This is a genomic window from Roseibium sp. RP-7 (assembly GCF_053005225.1).
This window is the reverse complement of record NZ_JBRKQA010000001.1, coordinates 2,927,611-2,943,232: the sequence shown is the minus strand read 5'-3', so window position 1 is coordinate 2,943,232 and position 15,622 is coordinate 2,927,611. Positions and strand designations below refer to the sequence as shown.

Below are 15,622 nucleotides of genomic sequence, written 5' to 3'. Positions count from 1 at the left end.
CATGGCGCGTCGCAGCTCAGCTACGCTTAACCGCATTCTGCAGGCGATACCGGTTCTGATTGGCGTTGTGGTGATCAGCTTCATCCTCACACGTGCCTTGCCCGGTGACCCAGCAGTGCAATTTGCCGGAGCTGCGGCAACGCCTGAATCCATCGAAGAGGTTCGACGGTCTCTGGGCCTCGACAAACCGTTGCCGGAGCAGTTCCTGATCTATGTAGGAGATCTGCTGCAGGGAGATCTGGGCCAGTCGGTTTCCACCGGCCGGCCCGTTGCGACGGAACTTGCGTCCCGACTGCCGGCCTCGCTCGAATTGACGCTGTCCGCCCTGATCCTGTCCTGCCTGATAGCCGTTCCACTCGGCGTTCTGGCAGCGACACGGCCGGGAACCTGGATTGACCAGCTATGCCGGATACTTGTCACCGCCGGCGTATCTCTGCCGACCTTCTTCACCGGCATCGTCCTGATCTACGTTTTCTATTATCTCCTGGGCATCGCTCCGTCGCCCCTCGGCAGGCTCGATTTCATCTATCTTGATCCGCCCAGGATTACCGGGTTCTTCCTGATCGACGCTGCAATTGCCGGAGATTGGGAAACCTGGTTCGGAGCGCTGAAGCAGCTGGTCTTGCCAGCAACGACGCTAGCCCTCTTCACCCTTGCCCCGATCGCGCGCATGACGCGAGCGGCGATGCTGTCTGAATTGGCGGCCGACTATGTCAGGACCGCACGGGCAGCAGGTCTCGGGCCAGGGATGGTGCTTTACGGCTACGCTTTCCGCAACGCCCTGCTTCCGGTCGTGACCACGCTGGGCATGGTGTTTTCCTTTGTGCTTGGGGCGAATGTGCTGGTCGAGAAGGTCTTCGCCTGGCCAGGCATCGGATCCTATGCGGTCGAGGCGCTTGTGGTTTCCGATTACGCCGCGGTTCAGGGGTTCGTTCTGGCGATGGCATTGCTGTTCGTCATTCTCAACCTGTTGATCGATCTGTCCTATTCGCTGATTGATCCACGTTTCGGGACATCTTCGAAATGAGTGATACGACGTTGCCTCCAACCGTCGCGGAGCGGAAGACCGGCTCCGGTGCGCTGGCCCATACGATCTATGTCCTTCGGGAAAATCCGGTCACGGCCCTGTCTTTCGCCATGGTCGCTTTTTTCATCGGATCAGCACTGCTCGGACCGGCACTGGTTCCCTACGATCCGCTGCAGACGAATGCGGCAAATGCATTGCAGGCCCCCAGCTGGTCTCATTGGTTCGGAACCGACAATCTTGGCCGCGATGTCTTTTCAAGGGTGATCGTTGCAACGCGCCTTGATCTGATCATCTCGGTGTCCGCTGTCGCGCTTTCCTTCGTCATCGGTTCGGTCCTTGGTGCCGTGGCCGGTTACCGTGGAGGCTGGCTGGACGTAGTGCTCAACCGGTTTCTCGACACCATCATGGCCTTTCCATTGTTCGTGCTGGCCATGGGCATTGTGGCGGCGCTCGGGAATTCGATTTCCAACATCATTCTGGCCACTGCGATCATCAACATTCCGTTCTACGCCCGTCTTGTTCGTGCGGAGGTCAACATCCGGCGGGAAGCCGGCTTCACACTTGCCGCAAAGCTTGCCGGCAATTCGGATACCAGGGTGCTTGCGTTTCACATATTCCCGAATGCCCTGCCGCCGATGATGGTGCAGGTCTCGCTCAATCTGGGGTGGGCCATTTTGAACGCGGCCGGGCTGTCCTTTATTGGCCTTGGTGTTCGTCCACCCACACCGGAGTGGGGCATCATGGTTGCTGAAGGCGCGAATTTCATCGTGTCCGGCGAGTGGTGGCTGGCGTTGTTTCCGGGGCTCTGGCTGATGCTGGCAGTCTTTACCTTCAACCTGATGGGAGACGGTCTACGCGACATCGTCGACCCGCGTCGCCGGACCTGAGGAGCTTTGCCATGCTGACCATCAAGGATCTCAAAGTTGCCTTCAAGACCCGCCGCGGTGACGTTCAGGCCGTCAAGGGTATCAGCTTCGACCTCGCCAAGGGCGAACGTCTGGGCATTGTCGGGGAAAGCGGATCGGGAAAATCCGTTACATCCTATGCCCTTATGCGCATTCTGGACGCCGGTGGCCGGATAAAATCCGGTGAGGCGGTATATGACGGTATCGATCTCAAACAGGCGGCGGAGCGCGACATGCGTGAAATCCGCGGTCGGGAGATCTCGATGATCTTTCAGAACCCGCGTGCCGCACTCAATCCCATTCGGAAGGTTGGGCACCAGCTTGAGGACGTCCTTCGCCAGCATGGCCGGGCGACCAGGCAAAATGCGAAAGCAAAGGCAATCGAGGCACTGGAGGCGGTGAAGATCAACGAGGCTGCTGAGCGTTACGAAGCCTATCCCTTCGAGCTGTCGGGTGGCATGTGCCAGCGCGTCGTGATTGCCATTGCGCTTGCCTGTGACCCCAAGCTTCTCATCGCGGACGAGCCGACCACCGGCCTCGATATCACCACCCAGAAGGCCGTCATGGACCTTGTCGATGATCTTGTTCGGGCGCGCGAAATGTCGTCGATCCTGATTACGCACGATCTCGGCCTGGCGTCCGAATATTGCGACCGCATCGTCGTGATGAAGGACGGTGTCATTGTGGAGGAGGGCAGGCCTGCGGACCTGTTTTCAAACCCTCGACATGCCTATACCAGAAAACTGGTGGACGCGACGCCGCGGCGCGGAGCCAGCATTCGTTCATTGCTGCCGGAAGATCAACGCGCGCCGCTAGCCGCACGGACAATCGGCAATTCTCCGATGATGGAAGTCGTCAACCTGACCAAGACCTACCAGGGCAAATCCGGTCCGGTGTACGCCGTCAAGGGCATCAGCTTCACCATTCGCGAAGGCGAAAGTGTCGGACTGGTCGGCGAATCCGGCTGCGGAAAATCCACCACGTCTTCCATGATCGTGCGACTGCTTGATCCGACGTCGGGCCACCTGCTTTTCAGGGGCGAGGATATTGCCAAGCTCCCGTCGGAGAACTTCTCCCGGCATCCACTGCGGCAGAAAATCCAGATGGTCTTCCAGGATGCGACGGACAGTCTCAATCCCAGACATACCGCCCGTCAGTCGATAGCCGAACCCTTGAAGCGTTTGACAGGATTGAAAGGCGCCCACTTGGGCGAACGGGTGGAAGAGCTGGCCGCATTGACAGGCTTGCCGAGCCATCTTCTTGATCGGTTTCCGCACCAGCTGTCAGGGGGGCAGAAGGCGCGCGTCGGCATAGCCAGGGCAATCGCCCCGGATCCCGATCTCCTGATCCTTGATGAGCCGACTGCCGCTCTGGATGTTTCCATTCAGGCGGTTGTCCTGAACCTGCTTGCAGACCTGCGGGCCCGGCTTGGCATGAGTTACCTTTTCGTCAGCCATGATCTCAATGTCGTGCGTCTGCTGTGCGACCATGTCGTCGTCATGAAGGGCGGCAAAGTTGTTGAGGCGGGAGCCGTCGAGACAGTCATGGATACGCCCCAGAACCCGTACACTCGCGAATTGCTTACGGCTGCGCCCCAGGCACCGGCGCGCAAAACCGCCGCCTAAGACATTTTGGAAGGACTAGACATGATCCGCGAACTTCCCTTCACGCTCGCCGGGCTCCGGCAGGCCTATGCCGAAGGCTTGTCTGTTGAGGCCGTGATCGAAGAAGCCTTCAGGCGGCTTGATGCCACCGGCGACCCGGGAATCTTCATTCACCAGGCACGAGAAACGGCACTTGCTGAGGCCCGTAGTCTTGGCAACCCCGATAGCCGGCCCCTTTGGGGAATTCCCTATGTTGCCAAGGACAATATCGACGTGGCTGGCATGCCGACGACTGCAGCGTGCCCGGATTTTGAGTATTTCGCTGATAGCGATGCTTTTGTCGTTGGACGTCTTCGGCAAGCGGGCGCAATTTGTCTTGGCAAGACCAATCTCGATCAATTCGCGACTGGCCTCGTCGGAGTGAGAACGCCGTACCCCGTGCCATTGAACGCGGTGGATCCGGAAATCGTTCCCGGTGGCTCTTCCTCAGGCTCGGCCGTTGCTGTTGCCCACGGGTTCGCGTGTTTCTCGCTGGGAACCGACACGGCAGGGTCCGGGCGTGTGCCGGCAGCCCTTAACGGCATTGTGGGGCTCAAACCAAGCCTGGGCGTTCTGTCCGGCTCAGGTCTGGTCCCTGCATGCCGGACCCTCGATACGATCTCGATTTTTGCCATGACTGTTGCGGACGCATGGGCCGTATTCGAGACTGCTGCAGGCTACGACCCGGCAGATGCCTACTCCAGGCAGCTGCCGGTCCAGCAAATGTCTGCCAGTCAGGGAACTGTACGGATCGCGGTCCCTGACGATGCTTCACTGAAAACCTTCGGTGACATGGCTCAGGCGGACCATTTCAGGGCGAAGATCGCATCGCTGCGCACGCAGGGGGCCGTTGTGCAGGAAATCGATTTTCAGCCGTTTTACGATGTCGCTAGCCTGCTCTACGAAGGGGCCTGGGTCGCGGAACGTACAGCTGCTGTCGGTAATCGTCTGATTGATGCGCCGCAGACGCTTCATCCGACGACGCGCGCAATTATCGAACCGGGTCTTTCTTTGACCGCTGTCGACGCATTCCGTGGACTTTACAAGCTGCAGGACCTGCGCCGGATCTGTGATGAGCTTTTGGCAGAGACCGACTTCCTCTGCGTTCCGACGATACCGACATTCGTCTCGGTAGAAGAAATTACCGTTGACCCCATTGGCCCGAATTCAGGCCTTGGCACCTACACGAATTTCGTAAACCTTCTAGATCTTTGCGGTATTGCCGTGCCAACAGGTTTGCGACAGGACGGCCGGCCTGGAAGCCTGACCGTTCTGGCCCGCTGCGGTCAGGATGCAGCCGCCGCCGCGCTTGCAGCTACAGTGGAAGCGGGGCCGCTTGGAGCAACGACCTGGGCTCGGCAGAAACCTGCGCTGACCACAAGCGAGATCGCTGCCGGTGAAATAGCTGTTGCGGTCTGCGGCGCCCACATGTCGGGACTGCCGCTAAATAAGGAGCTGATTTCTCACGGCGCACGCTTTGTAAAATCCAGCAAGACAGCACCGGAATACCGTTTCTTTGCGCTTGCAGGCGGGCCTCCGAAGCGGCCGGGCCTTGTGCAGGTTGGGGCCGGCTCGGGCGGATCAATCAATGTGGAGGTCTGGGCAATGCCGCTTGAGACCTTCGGCAGTTTCATGGCGGGTATTCCGGCACCGCTGTGCATCGGCACGGTCAAGCTGGAAGACGGAACCGACGTAAAGGGATTTTTGTGTGAAGGACATGCAGTTGAAGGGGCTGTTGAAATCACCGAACTGAGTTCCTGGCGAACTTATCTTTCCTCAGTGGTTGCTTCCGTTTCCCAGCCGGATGTCTCGGACGAGAAGCTGACCGCGCATGCAAGCTGAACTTTTGACATACGAGGGTTCAGTCAGTGCGGGAAATTGAGGGTAGGCGGAATGTTTCTTCTGATTGCTGATTGCCAAGCTCTTCGCAGGCCAGCGTCCCCAGGCGGTGAATAGCGGATTCAAGTGCATCCGACCAAACGTCGCCGCAACTGATGCGAAGGCAATGTGCATAAAGGCCTGAAGCGGTGAAAAGACTGCCAGGAGCAAAGCAGATATTTTGATTTAAGGCCTTGTAATAAAGCTTTGTTGTGTCGATGTTTTCGTCCATTTCTACCCACAAGACGAAACCGCCGTCCGGATGTGTGACCCTGGTACCCGCCGGAAAGGACTGTGCAATGGCTCGGCGTGCGCGCGCGACATTGGTTTCCATTGTCCGGGCCATGCGAGACACATGGCGCTCGAAGTCCCGGGATGACAGAAATTCAGCCAAAGCCAGTTGAGGTGCCAACGGGTTGCAGATTGAGGCGGAGAACTTGGCCTTGGTGATTTGGGCAATGCGGCCGGGCGCGCGGATCCAGCCGGTTCGGTAGCCTGGGGCGAGGGTTTTCGAGAAAGAGCTGCAATAGAAGATCTCGGTCTCGTGCGGCAGACTGAAAAACGGTGCCGGACGGCATCCGCCAAACCCGAGGCCGCCGTAGGTATCATCTTCGATCAAGGGTGTCTTGTAACGGTCCAGCAGCTTCAGGACAGAACGTTTCACAGGCTCCGGCATCATGGTGCCGAGAGGGTTGGTAAAGCTGGACGACAAGGCAACGGCAGTTACGGTACCCGATTTCAGTGCCAGCTCGAGTGCGGACGGATCGATGCCGTCCCGCGAGGTTGGCAACTCCCAGGCCTTCAGTTTCAGGCGTTCGAGAACCTGCAGCAGTCCGAAATAGGTGGGCGATTCGACGGCAATCGTATCGCCCGGCTGTGTGAGCGTTTGAAGTGCGAGCCCTAGAGCTTCGGTGCAGCCACTCGTAATGACAATTTCGTCCTGGGAAACTGTGCTGCCATGCAGGCACATAAGCTTTGCGATTTCTCTCCTGAGTTCCGGTAACCCCTGAGCAGACCCATAGGCGTTGAGTTGCTGTCCTTTCGAGCGGAGGATGCGTGCCTGCAAGGCGTTCAGCGGCTCTGCGGCCAGCAGAGACGGGGCGGGAATGGCGCAGCCAAGCGGCACATATGCCGGGTTTGACGCATGTTCGAGCATCTCCAGGTAAGGAGCCTGAAACACGACACTGCGGCTGGTCTCGGGTGGCGTTGTTTTACTGGGCTCGATGAGCCTGTGGCTTGCTGGACGGGTGACGAAATAGCCGGACTTTGCCTGTGCCCGGATATAGCCTTTGTCTTCGAGATGGGCATAGGCCTGGTTGGCTGTCGACAGGCTAACGGAATAACCGCGCATGGTGCGCCGGAGGGAGGGGAACCTCTCCCCGGGCTTCAAGGTGCCATTGTCGATCAGCTGAGCCAGGGACTGGGCAACGGACTGGTATTTGAACGAAACCATTTCATCTGTATCGGTTCATTTTCGAGTTTTTGTATCTGTTTTGATTTTAGGAGAGATGTCAAACCGGGCCGGACATTTCATCAGTCAGGAGTGCCGGACATGGCTTTGGAACATCCGATCCGTTTCACGGAAAAACTTGCAAGGCTCGAAGGGTTGTGGTCGCCTCGCGTCATTGCGGAAATGAACGATTACCAGTTCAAGATCGTCCGCATTCAAGGAGACTTCGTCTGGCATGATCATCCTGAAACGGATGAGACCTTCATCGTTCTCAAGGGCGAAATCCGCATCGATTTTCGTGATCGCGCCATTGTTCTGGGCGAGGGGGAAATGTACGTCGTGCCGAAGGGCGTCGAGCACAAGCCTTATGCGGACTCGGAAGCCGAGCTGCTGCTGATCGAGCCGAAGGGTATTCTCAATACCGGCCATGCGGGCGGAGACAGAACCCAGGAAAACGATCTCTGGATCTGACAAGGTTGTTCGGGCCGGGACTTTTGTGCGTTCCGGCCTGGCCGACGAGGCAGTTCTCGGCGCGCTGTTACTGCCCTGCGGGCCAGATAAATTCGACGCGGATACCACCGGGTTCAGCCAGCATCATGTGCTTGCGTGGGCCTCCGCCGAGAGGCTCAGGCATAAATTCGATCTCGACTCCCGGCCAGGCCTTTACCTTTTCGGCAATTTCCAGCAGCTTTTCTTCGCTTGAGACTTCAAGGGCCAGATGGTGGAGGCCGATATTGGTTTTCCTGTCGAAGCCCGTCACAGGCCTTGTGCGGTCTGCCTGCCAAAGCGTCAGGCGGGCGGTACCGTCGGAAACGGTTGTTCGCGGGTAGTTGTCATCACGTGCCAGCAATTGCCAGCCGAGCAGCTCGGTGAAAAAGGCGGTCGTCCGATCCAGATCTCGGACTGTAAGGCCCAGGTGGTTGATGCCTTTGGTGGTCACGGTGGAGTGTCCTTGCTGTGGCGAGTTCAAAATAGGTATAAATGACATGATTGATCGTCAACACATGTCGCTGCTTATGAAGGTATCGAAACGTGAGCTTGCGCCAGGGCGGGAAAATTCGATTTTCAAACAGCGATTGGGTTGAAGAAAACCGGCCCTTGGGCCTTGAAATAAAATTTCTTCCCAACTATAAGGCGCGCATTCCACACGCAAGGGGCGGAAACCGAGCTTATCGGGGTCCTTCCGGTGGCCGAAGGGAAATCTCTCCGGTCCACATCCTCTTGCGGAGGTCAAACCGGAAAAACTCAGGAGATAAGGGCCATGTCTTTGCCCGATTTCACCATGCGTCAGCTGCTGGAAGCTGGCGTTCACTTTGGTCACCAGAAACACCGTTGGAACCCGCGCATGGGTCAGTACATCTTTGGTGTACGCAACGATGTTCACATCATGGACCTGTCCCAGACCGTTCCGCTTCTGCACCAGGCTCTGAAGGCCGTGTCCGACACGGTTGCCGGCGGTGGCCGCGTTCTGATCGTAGGTACCAAGCGCCAGGCACAGGAATCTGTCGCATCTGCAGCGCGCAACTCCGCTCAGTATTATGTCAACGCACGTTGGCTCGGCGGCATGCTGACGAACTGGAAGACCATCTCCCAGTCCATCCAGCGCCTGCGCAAGCTGGAAGAAACCCTGTCTTCCGACGCTGCCAACGCTCTGACCAAGAAAGAGCGTCTGTTCATGGACCGCGAGCGTGAAAAGCTCGAGCGGAACCTTGGCGGTATCAAGGACATGGGCGGTATTCCGGACCTGATCTTCGTGATCGACACCAACCGCGAAGCCATTGCCATCCAGGAAGCCCGTCGTCTGGGTATTCCGGTTGCCGCGATCCTCGATTCCAACTCCAATCCGGAAGGCATCACCTATCCGGTGCCGGGTAACGACGATGCCGGCCGCGCTCTGTCGCTGTACTGCGACCTGATCGCTCGTGCCGCCATCGACGGTATTTCCCGTGCACAGGGTGCTTCCGGCATGGACATCGGCGCTTCCGAAGAAGCTCCGGTTGAAGAAGTTCTTGCTGAGGCTTCTGAAGAAGCTCCGGCTGAAGCAGCAGCCGAGGCTTAAGCCTCTCCTGCCGCGGTCTGCCGCGGCAGAATACTGTTGAAATTCGCAAGGCGGGCTGCATTTTGTTGCAGCCCCGTCATAAAGGCGCGGAAGGCCATGGGCTAAACCGTGTCTCATCTGAAACCCCCATGCACGAGGCAATCGATGAGCATTACCGCTGCGATGGTAAAAGAGCTCCGCGAGAAATCCGGCGCTGGCATGATGGACTGCAAGACCGCCCTGACTGAAGCAGGCGGTGATATGGAAGCAGCTGTTGACTGGCTGCGCACCAAAGGTCTGGCCAAGGCTGCCAAGAAGGCAGGCCGTGTGGCTGCTGAAGGTCTGGTCGGCGTTGCCGCTGATGGCAACAAGGCTGCCGTGATCGAGCTGAACTCCGAAACCGACTTCGTTGCACGCAACGAAGGGTTCCAGGAGCTGGTCTCCAATGTGGCCAAGGTAGCCGTCGGCACCGATGGTTCCGTTGAAGCCGTTTCCGCTGCAAACCTTGGCGGCAAGCCGGTTGCAGAAGCGATCACCGATGCGATCGCCACGATCGGCGAAAACATGACCCTGCGCCGCACTGCGGTTCTGGCCGTAAACGAAGGCGTTGTCGCGACCTACGTTCACAGTGCTGTTTCCGACGGTCTCGGCAAGATCGGCGTTCTGGTGGCTCTGGAATCCGCTGGTGACAAGGACAAGCTGAATGGCCTTGGCCGTCAGATTGCCATGCACGTTGCTGCAACCAGCCCGCTGTCGCTGAACACCGAAGAACTGGATCCGACCGTTGTCGAACGTGAGAAGTCTGTCTTCTCCGAACAGGCACGCGAATCCGGCAAGCCGGAAAACATCATTGAAAAAATGGTGGAAGGCCGTTTGCGCAAATTCTACGAGGAAGTTACCCTCGTGAAGCAGGCCTTCGTGATCAACCCGGATCAGACGGTTGAGCAGGCCGTAGAGGCGCTCGCTAAAGAAATCGGCGCTGAAGTCAAACTTACCGGCTTTGTCCGCTTCGCAATCGGCGAAGGGATCGAGAAGGAAGAGCAGGACTTCGCCGCAGAGGTGGCAGCAGCCACCGGGCAGTAAGCTCAAGGAAAAGCGCCGGCAAGTCCGGCGCTTTTTTTTTAGAAAGACAATTTCAAAAAGGGTGCACCCATGACGAATTCCTTGCGCTGGAAACGGATCCTTCTGAAACTCTCCGGCGAGGCCCTGATGGGATCGCAGGCTTTTGGAATTGACCCGGCCATCGTGCAAAGGATCGCCAAGGAAATCGCCGACGCAGTGGCTCTTGGAGCTCAGGTCGGCGTTGTCGTCGGGGGAGGGAACATCTTCCGCGGTGTTGCAGTCGCCGCCAAGGGTGGCAACCGCGTCACCGGCGACCACATGGGCATGCTGGCCACCATCATGAACAGCCTGACGCTGGCGGATGCCCTGCGCCGCCTGAAGGTCAATGCCCGTGTTCTGTCCGCCGTATCCGTTCCCTCGATCTGTGAAACCTTTTCGCAGCGTGTCGCTGACCGCTACATGGAAGACGGCGATGTGATTGTCTTTGCAGGGGGCACCGGCAACCCGTTCTTCACCACGGACAGCGGTGCGGCTCTGCGGGCTGCTGAAATGAAGTGCGACGCCTTCCTGAAGGGGACACAGGTGGACGGAGTCTACTCCGAGGACCCCAAGGTCAACCCGAACGCGGAGCGCTATGACACCCTTGGTTATGACGAAATCATAACCCGCAACCTGAAAGTCATGGACACGACGGCCATTGCCCTGGCCCGTGACAATTCCATTCCCGTCATTGTGTTTTCCATTCACTCACCCGGCGCCCTCGTCAGTGTGCTTCAGGAAACCGGCACCTACACTGTCGTGGGTGACTGAAAGTTTTAAGAACCAATCCCGGTTCAAGCTCTTGTGTTTCGGTGCGTTTATGCCATGTTGGCGCGCGCCGAGACTCTATTAAGCCAAGCACAAAACAACAGTGAGGATAAAATGTCGGTAGAAGGTGTGGACCTTGATGATCTGAAGCGCCGCATGCAGGGAGCCTTGTCGGTTCTGAAAACGGAATTTGCCGGACTGCGTACCGGCCGCGCCTCTTCTTCCATGATGGATCCGATTACTGTTGATGCCTATGGCCAGTCCATGCCGATCAACCAGGTAGCCACCGTCTCCGTTCCCGAACCTCGCATGCTGGCTGTTCAGGTCTGGGACAAGAGCATGGTGTCGGCCGTTGAAAAGGCGATTCGAGAATCCAACCTTGGTTTGAACCCGGTTGTAGACGGCATGCTTCTGCGGCTGCCGATTCCCGAGCTGAACCAGGAACGCCGCCAGGAACTCATCAAGGTGGCCCACAAATACGCCGAACAGGCAAAAGTTGCGATCCGTCACGTCCGCCGCGATGGCATGGACGCTGCCAAGAAGGCCGAAAAAGACGGTGACATTTCCCAGGACGACAGCCGTGTCGCATCCGATGAAGTGCAGAAGCTGACCGACCAGATGATTGCTGAGGTCGACGGCATGCTGGAGAAAAAAGAGCAGGAAATTTCCCAGGTCTGATCGACCTGGGGAGTGTGAGTTGGGGGAGCACATGAGCGTCAGCCCGGACCGCAACCTGCATGCACCTGCTGCGGATGAAACCGGTGCGAAAATGCCCCGTCACGTTGCCTTCATCATGGATGGCAACGGGCGATGGGCAACTGCGCGCGGTTTGCCTCGGACAGAGGGACATCGACAGGGGCTTGCCGCGCTGCGCAAGGTGATCCGCCATGCTGGCCGTGTCGGCATCGAAACCATCACGATCTACAGCTTCTCTTCCGAAAACTGGAACCGGCCACAGGCTGAAGTTTCTTTCCTGATGGGGCTGTTGCGCCGTTTCGTGCAGCGCGATCTGAGCGAGCTTCACGAAGCCAATGTGCGTATCCGCATCATCGGCGGGCGCAGTGATCTGGAACCGGGGATTTTGGCGCTTCTGAAAGAAGCCGAAGACCTGACCCGTCACAACACCGGCCTGAACCTGGTCGTTGCGTTCAACTATGGTGCACGGTCGGAAATCGTGCGGGCGGCACAGGAGCTGGCAGCAAAGGTTCAGGCTGGAGACATGCAGCCGGCCGAGATAACCGAAGACGCGATCACGGCGGCGCTGGATACCTCCGGTTTGCCGGATCCCGATCTCATCATCCGCACCAGCGGAGAAATGCGTCTTTCCAATTTCCTGCTGTGGCAGGCCGCCTATTCCGAGTTCTATTTCTGCGATCTTTTCTGGCCGGACTTCGATGAGGCGGCCTTCGACAAGGCTTTGAGCTGTTTCTGCAGCCGTGAGCGCCGGTACGGCGGCCTTGACGCCAAGGCCAACTGACCTCCGGCTTGAGCAATGGCAGAACCACACCAGAACCCGAAAAAACTGTCCGACCTTCGCCTCAGGTTCATTTCGGCACTCGTTCTGGGGCCTCTTGTTCTTCTGATCACCTATCTGGGCAATCTGCCCTTTGCTGCGCTGACGCTGGTCGCGTCCGGACTGTTCCTGTGGGAGTGGTTCACGATCACCGGGACACAGGCAAAGTCACCCAGTTCACTCACCGGGTTTGCAACGCTGTTTGCCATTGGGGTGCTGACCGTAGCCGGACATCCTGACCTCGGTCTTGGGGCCATGGTTGCTGGTGCTTTCATTGCCTATGCGCTTGGTGGGTTCTCCAAGGCTGGACGATGGGCCATCGAAGGGATCCTCTACAGCGGGCTTGCACTGTTCTCGCTGCTTGTACTTCGTGAAGGAAGCAACGGGCTTCTGGTCGCGTTTTTCCTTCTGTTTGTTGTCTGGGCAACCGACATTTTCGCCTATTTTACCGGCCGTGCATTGGGTGGGCCCAAGCTCTGGCCACGTGTATCACCTAAAAAGACCTGGTCTGGTGCCATTGGCGGGCTGGTGCTCGCCACGGTTTTCGGCGCTGGCGTTGCTTTTGTCGCAAATGCGCAGGACCTGATGCTTTGGGCTTTGCTGGCGGCCGGGCTCTCGGTCGTCTCTCAGGCAGGGGACCTTCTGGAGTCTGCCATCAAGCGGCGGTTCGACGTCAAGGATTCCAGCAAGCTGATCCCCGGGCATGGCGGCATCATGGACCGGATCGACGGTCTGGTGGCCGCAGCCATTTTCGCCGTGCTGATTGGCCTAGTTGCTGGCGGCAGCCTTGCAGACCCTATTGCCGGCCTCGGTCTGATTTGAATTTGGAGTAACAGGCATGGCAGCTGCATCTGCAGCCCGCGACCCTGGCGCGAAAACCCGGATAACCGTTCTAGGGGCCACTGGGTCCATCGGCCAGAGCTTGGCGGATCTCATTCAAAGAAATCCGGACAGCTATGAAGTCGTCGCGCTGGTTGCGAACCGGAACGCCGCGGGCCTCGCCGACATGGCAAAAGCGCTAAAGACCGGTTCCGCTATCCTTGCCGAGGAAAGCTGTTATCCGGAGCTCAAGGAGCGGCTTGCCGGCAGCGGCATTGCAACGGGAGCCGGTGAGGCTGCCGTTCTGGAAGCGGTCACGCAGGATACGGATATTGTCGTCGGTGCCATTGTAGGGTCCGCAGGATTGAAGCCGACCATGGCCGCGATCCGGCCAGGACGCCGCATTGCACTTGCCAACAAGGAATGCCTGGTTTGTGCAGGTGATCTGTTCATGGCCAAGATCCGGGCGACCGGGGCGGAGCTCCTGCCCGTCGACAGCGAGCACAATGCCATCTTTCAGGTTTTTGAAACCGACAAGGCCGACATGGTCGAGAAGGTTATTCTGACGGCGTCGGGCGGACCGTTCAGGAGTGTCTCGAAAGCCGACATGGCAGGGGTAACACCACAGCAGGCGCTTAAGCATCCCAACTGGGATATGGGCGCACGCATTACGATCGACAGCGCAACGATGATGAACAAGGGCTTCGAGGTTATCGAAGCGTCCCATCTTTTTCCGGTTGCCCACGATCAGCTTGGCGTGCTGGTCCATCCGCAATCGACGGTTCACGGACTTGTGCAATACAAGGACGGATCCCTGCTGGCTCAACTCGGCAGTCCGGACATGCGCACGCCGATCGCCCACTGCCTTGCCTTTCCCCGCCGGATGAACGTTCCGGTGAAACGTCTGGATCTGGCCGAACTCGGCACACTCACTTTTGAAGCCCCGGATCTCGACCGGTTCCCGGCGCTCCGTCTTGCACTGGAAGCCATGCGGGCAGGGGGAATGGCACCGGCTGTGCTTAACGCTGCAGATGAGGTTGCCGTGGACGCTTTTCTGAAGGGCCGGATCGGCTTCATGGACATTCCGGCTGCCATTGAAGAGGTGCTGGATGCGATGGGGGCAGGCAGCAAGCTGACGGACGCTGCCGGCGTCGAGGATGTTCTTGCCATCGACGCAGAAGCACGGCAGAAGACTGGTGAATGGATAAGAACACGGTAATCGGGGTGTTGAAGGCCCTGAATTTTTGGTCTCCCACCATTAACACGCCGTAATTTTCTTTTTAGTACAATCCTTCAAAACAATCCTAGCTGCGCAGGATCGGACACAGTTCATGGACCTTCTCGTTTCCGCCTATTCCCTGATAGTCGGCACAATCATTCCCTTTCTTTTTGTGCTTACAATCGTCGTCTTCTTCCATGAGCTCGGCCATTTCGCTGTGGCTCGTTGGTGCAACGTAAAGGTGGATGCTTTTTCCGTCGGCTTCGGGCGTGAGCTTTTCGGTTTTAATGACCGGAAGGGAACTCGTTGGAAACTCTGCTGGATTCCGCTTGGTGGCTACGTCAAGTTCGCCGGCGATGAAAATGCGGCAAGCGTACCAAGCCGTGAAGCGATTGCGCAGATGAGCGAAGAGGACCGGAAAACGGCTTTCATCGCCAAACCGGTCTGGCAACGCATGGCCGTTGTGGCCGCGGGGCCCATCGCCAACTTCCTTCTCGCAATCGTGATCTTTACCGCTCTCTTCGTAACCTCCGGCAAACAGGGTTTCGAGCCTGTCGTCGAACAGGTTTTTGCGGGCGGTGCAGCCGAGCGCGACGGGCTTCTGGCCGGCGATATCGTGAAGGAAATTGACGGCAGGCCTATCCAGACGTTCGGCGAGATGCGTCAGATCGTCCTGATGAATGCCAACACGCCTCTCGTTTTCGAAGTCGAGCGGGGCGGGCAAGACGTCACTTTGACCGTTACGCCCGACGCGAAGGAGAAAGAAGTCTTTTTCGGTGAGAGGCAGGTGGCCGGTGATATCAGCCTTCGCGGCGTGTCCGATCCGTCTCATCTCATTCACATCAAATACGGGCTTGGCGAAGCGGCTCTTGAAGGGACTGCGGAAACCTGGCGCATCATCGAAAGCACGGTCAGCTATATCTGGGGTATCATTTCCCAGCGGCAGTCGGCTGACCAGCTTGGTGGTCCGATCCGCGTGGCCCAGATCTCCGGGCAGGTCGCAGATCTCGGGTTCCTTCCGCTCATTTCTCTGGCGGCCGTACTTTCTGTCAGCATCGGTCTCATCAACCTGGCGCCGGTGCCGATTCTCGACGGTGGACACCTCGTTTACTTCGCTGCAGAAGCCCTGCGTGGCAAACCGCTCAGCGAAAGGGTGCAGGACGTTGGTTTCCGGATCGGTCTGGGACTTGTTCTCATGCTGATGGTGTTCGTCACATGGAAGGATATCATGCGGCTCGTGGGAACCAATTCATGACACCCG

Annotated in this window: 15 protein-coding genes; 13 read left to right on the top strand and 2 right to left on the bottom strand. The window is 58.1% G+C overall.

Features of this window, described 5'->3' with window-relative positions; translation table 11 throughout:
- Position 1 precedes the first annotated feature (1 nt).
- Genes ACVDG9_RS13255 through atzF form a run of 4 tightly spaced genes read left to right on the top strand, consistent with a single transcriptional unit; the run spans position 2 to position 5,417 of the window.
- The gene (locus ACVDG9_RS13255) at positions 2 to 1,027 is read left to right on the top strand and encodes an ABC transporter permease (protein ID WP_447238177.1); all 1,026 of its coding nucleotides are present in this window, start codon (positions 2 to 4) and stop codon (positions 1,025 to 1,027) included.
- Entirely contained in the window at positions 1,024 to 1,914 is an 891-nt protein-coding gene (locus tag ACVDG9_RS13250; RefSeq protein WP_447238176.1) for an ABC transporter permease, read from the top strand. The genes ACVDG9_RS13255 and ACVDG9_RS13250 overlap by 4 nt, the downstream gene beginning before the upstream one ends.
- An 11-nt stretch (positions 1,915 to 1,925) precedes the next feature.
- On the top strand, positions 1,926 to 3,557 hold the full coding sequence (locus ACVDG9_RS13245; protein WP_055654506.1) for a dipeptide ABC transporter ATP-binding protein: 1,632 nt from the start codon (positions 1,926 to 1,928) through the stop codon (positions 3,555 to 3,557).
- A gap of 21 nt (positions 3,558 to 3,578) precedes the next feature.
- Positions 3,579 to 5,417: an allophanate hydrolase gene (atzF, locus tag ACVDG9_RS13240; RefSeq protein ID WP_447238175.1), complete on the top strand. Its 1,839-nt coding sequence runs from the start codon at positions 3,579 to 3,581 to the stop codon at positions 5,415 to 5,417.
- A gap of 19 nt (positions 5,418 to 5,436) precedes the next feature.
- Here the strand turns inward: atzF and ACVDG9_RS13235 are convergent, their stop codons facing one another.
- The gene (locus ACVDG9_RS13235; RefSeq protein WP_447238174.1) at positions 5,437 to 6,906 is read right to left on the bottom strand and encodes an aminotransferase-like domain-containing protein; all 1,470 of its coding nucleotides are present in this window, start codon (positions 6,904 to 6,906) and stop codon (positions 5,437 to 5,439) included.
- A 99-nt stretch (positions 6,907 to 7,005) separates the two neighbouring features.
- Here ACVDG9_RS13235 and ACVDG9_RS13230 point away from each other — a divergent pair, with 99 nt between their 5' ends.
- Complete coding sequence (locus ACVDG9_RS13230; protein WP_447238173.1) at positions 7,006 to 7,374, top strand: cupin domain-containing protein; 369 nt, start codon at positions 7,006 to 7,008, stop codon at positions 7,372 to 7,374.
- A gap of 67 nt (positions 7,375 to 7,441) precedes the next feature.
- On the opposite strand, the gene ACVDG9_RS13225 is transcribed toward ACVDG9_RS13230, so the two are convergent.
- Complete coding sequence (locus ACVDG9_RS13225; protein WP_447238172.1) at positions 7,442 to 7,843, bottom strand: VOC family protein; 402 nt, start codon at positions 7,841 to 7,843, stop codon at positions 7,442 to 7,444.
- A 321-nt stretch (positions 7,844 to 8,164) separates the two neighbouring features.
- Between ACVDG9_RS13225 and rpsB the strand changes: the two genes are divergently transcribed.
- From rpsB to rseP, 8 genes are all read left to right on the top strand, one after another.
- Positions 8,165 to 8,962: a 30S ribosomal protein S2 gene (gene rpsB, locus ACVDG9_RS13220; RefSeq protein WP_447238171.1), complete on the top strand. Its 798-nt coding sequence runs from the start codon at positions 8,165 to 8,167 to the stop codon at positions 8,960 to 8,962.
- Positions 8,963 to 9,106: 144 nt separating this feature from the next.
- A complete protein-coding gene (gene tsf / locus ACVDG9_RS13215) occupies positions 9,107 to 10,024 on the top strand; it encodes a translation elongation factor Ts (protein WP_055654498.1) in 918 nt (305 codons plus the stop codon).
- A 69-nt stretch (positions 10,025 to 10,093) separates the two neighbouring features.
- Positions 10,094 to 10,813 carry a UMP kinase gene (pyrH, locus tag ACVDG9_RS13210; RefSeq protein WP_022998459.1) on the top strand — a complete coding sequence of 240 codons (720 nt, stop codon included), beginning with the start codon at positions 10,094 to 10,096 and terminating at the stop codon, positions 10,811 to 10,813.
- Between the two features lie 111 nt (positions 10,814 to 10,924).
- Positions 10,925 to 11,488 (top strand): ribosome recycling factor, encoded by a 564-nt coding sequence (frr, locus tag ACVDG9_RS13205; RefSeq protein ID WP_022998460.1) that lies wholly within the window; start codon positions 10,925 to 10,927, stop codon positions 11,486 to 11,488.
- 31 nt (positions 11,489 to 11,519) lie between these two features.
- A complete protein-coding gene (locus ACVDG9_RS13200; RefSeq protein WP_370200109.1) occupies positions 11,520 to 12,287 on the top strand; it encodes an isoprenyl transferase in 768 nt (255 codons plus the stop codon).
- 15 nt (positions 12,288 to 12,302) lie between these two features.
- Positions 12,303 to 13,145, top strand: coding sequence for a phosphatidate cytidylyltransferase (locus tag ACVDG9_RS13195; RefSeq protein WP_055654495.1), 843 nt, complete (start codon positions 12,303 to 12,305; stop codon positions 13,143 to 13,145).
- A gap of 16 nt (positions 13,146 to 13,161) precedes the next feature.
- A complete protein-coding gene (locus ACVDG9_RS13190; RefSeq protein ID WP_447238170.1) occupies positions 13,162 to 14,361 on the top strand; it encodes a 1-deoxy-D-xylulose-5-phosphate reductoisomerase in 1,200 nt (399 codons plus the stop codon).
- A 112-nt stretch (positions 14,362 to 14,473) separates the two neighbouring features.
- Complete coding sequence (gene rseP / locus ACVDG9_RS13185; RefSeq protein ID WP_055654491.1) at positions 14,474 to 15,616, top strand: RIP metalloprotease RseP; 1,143 nt, start codon at positions 14,474 to 14,476, stop codon at positions 15,614 to 15,616.
- The last annotated feature ends 6 nt before the right edge of the window (positions 15,617 to 15,622 follow it).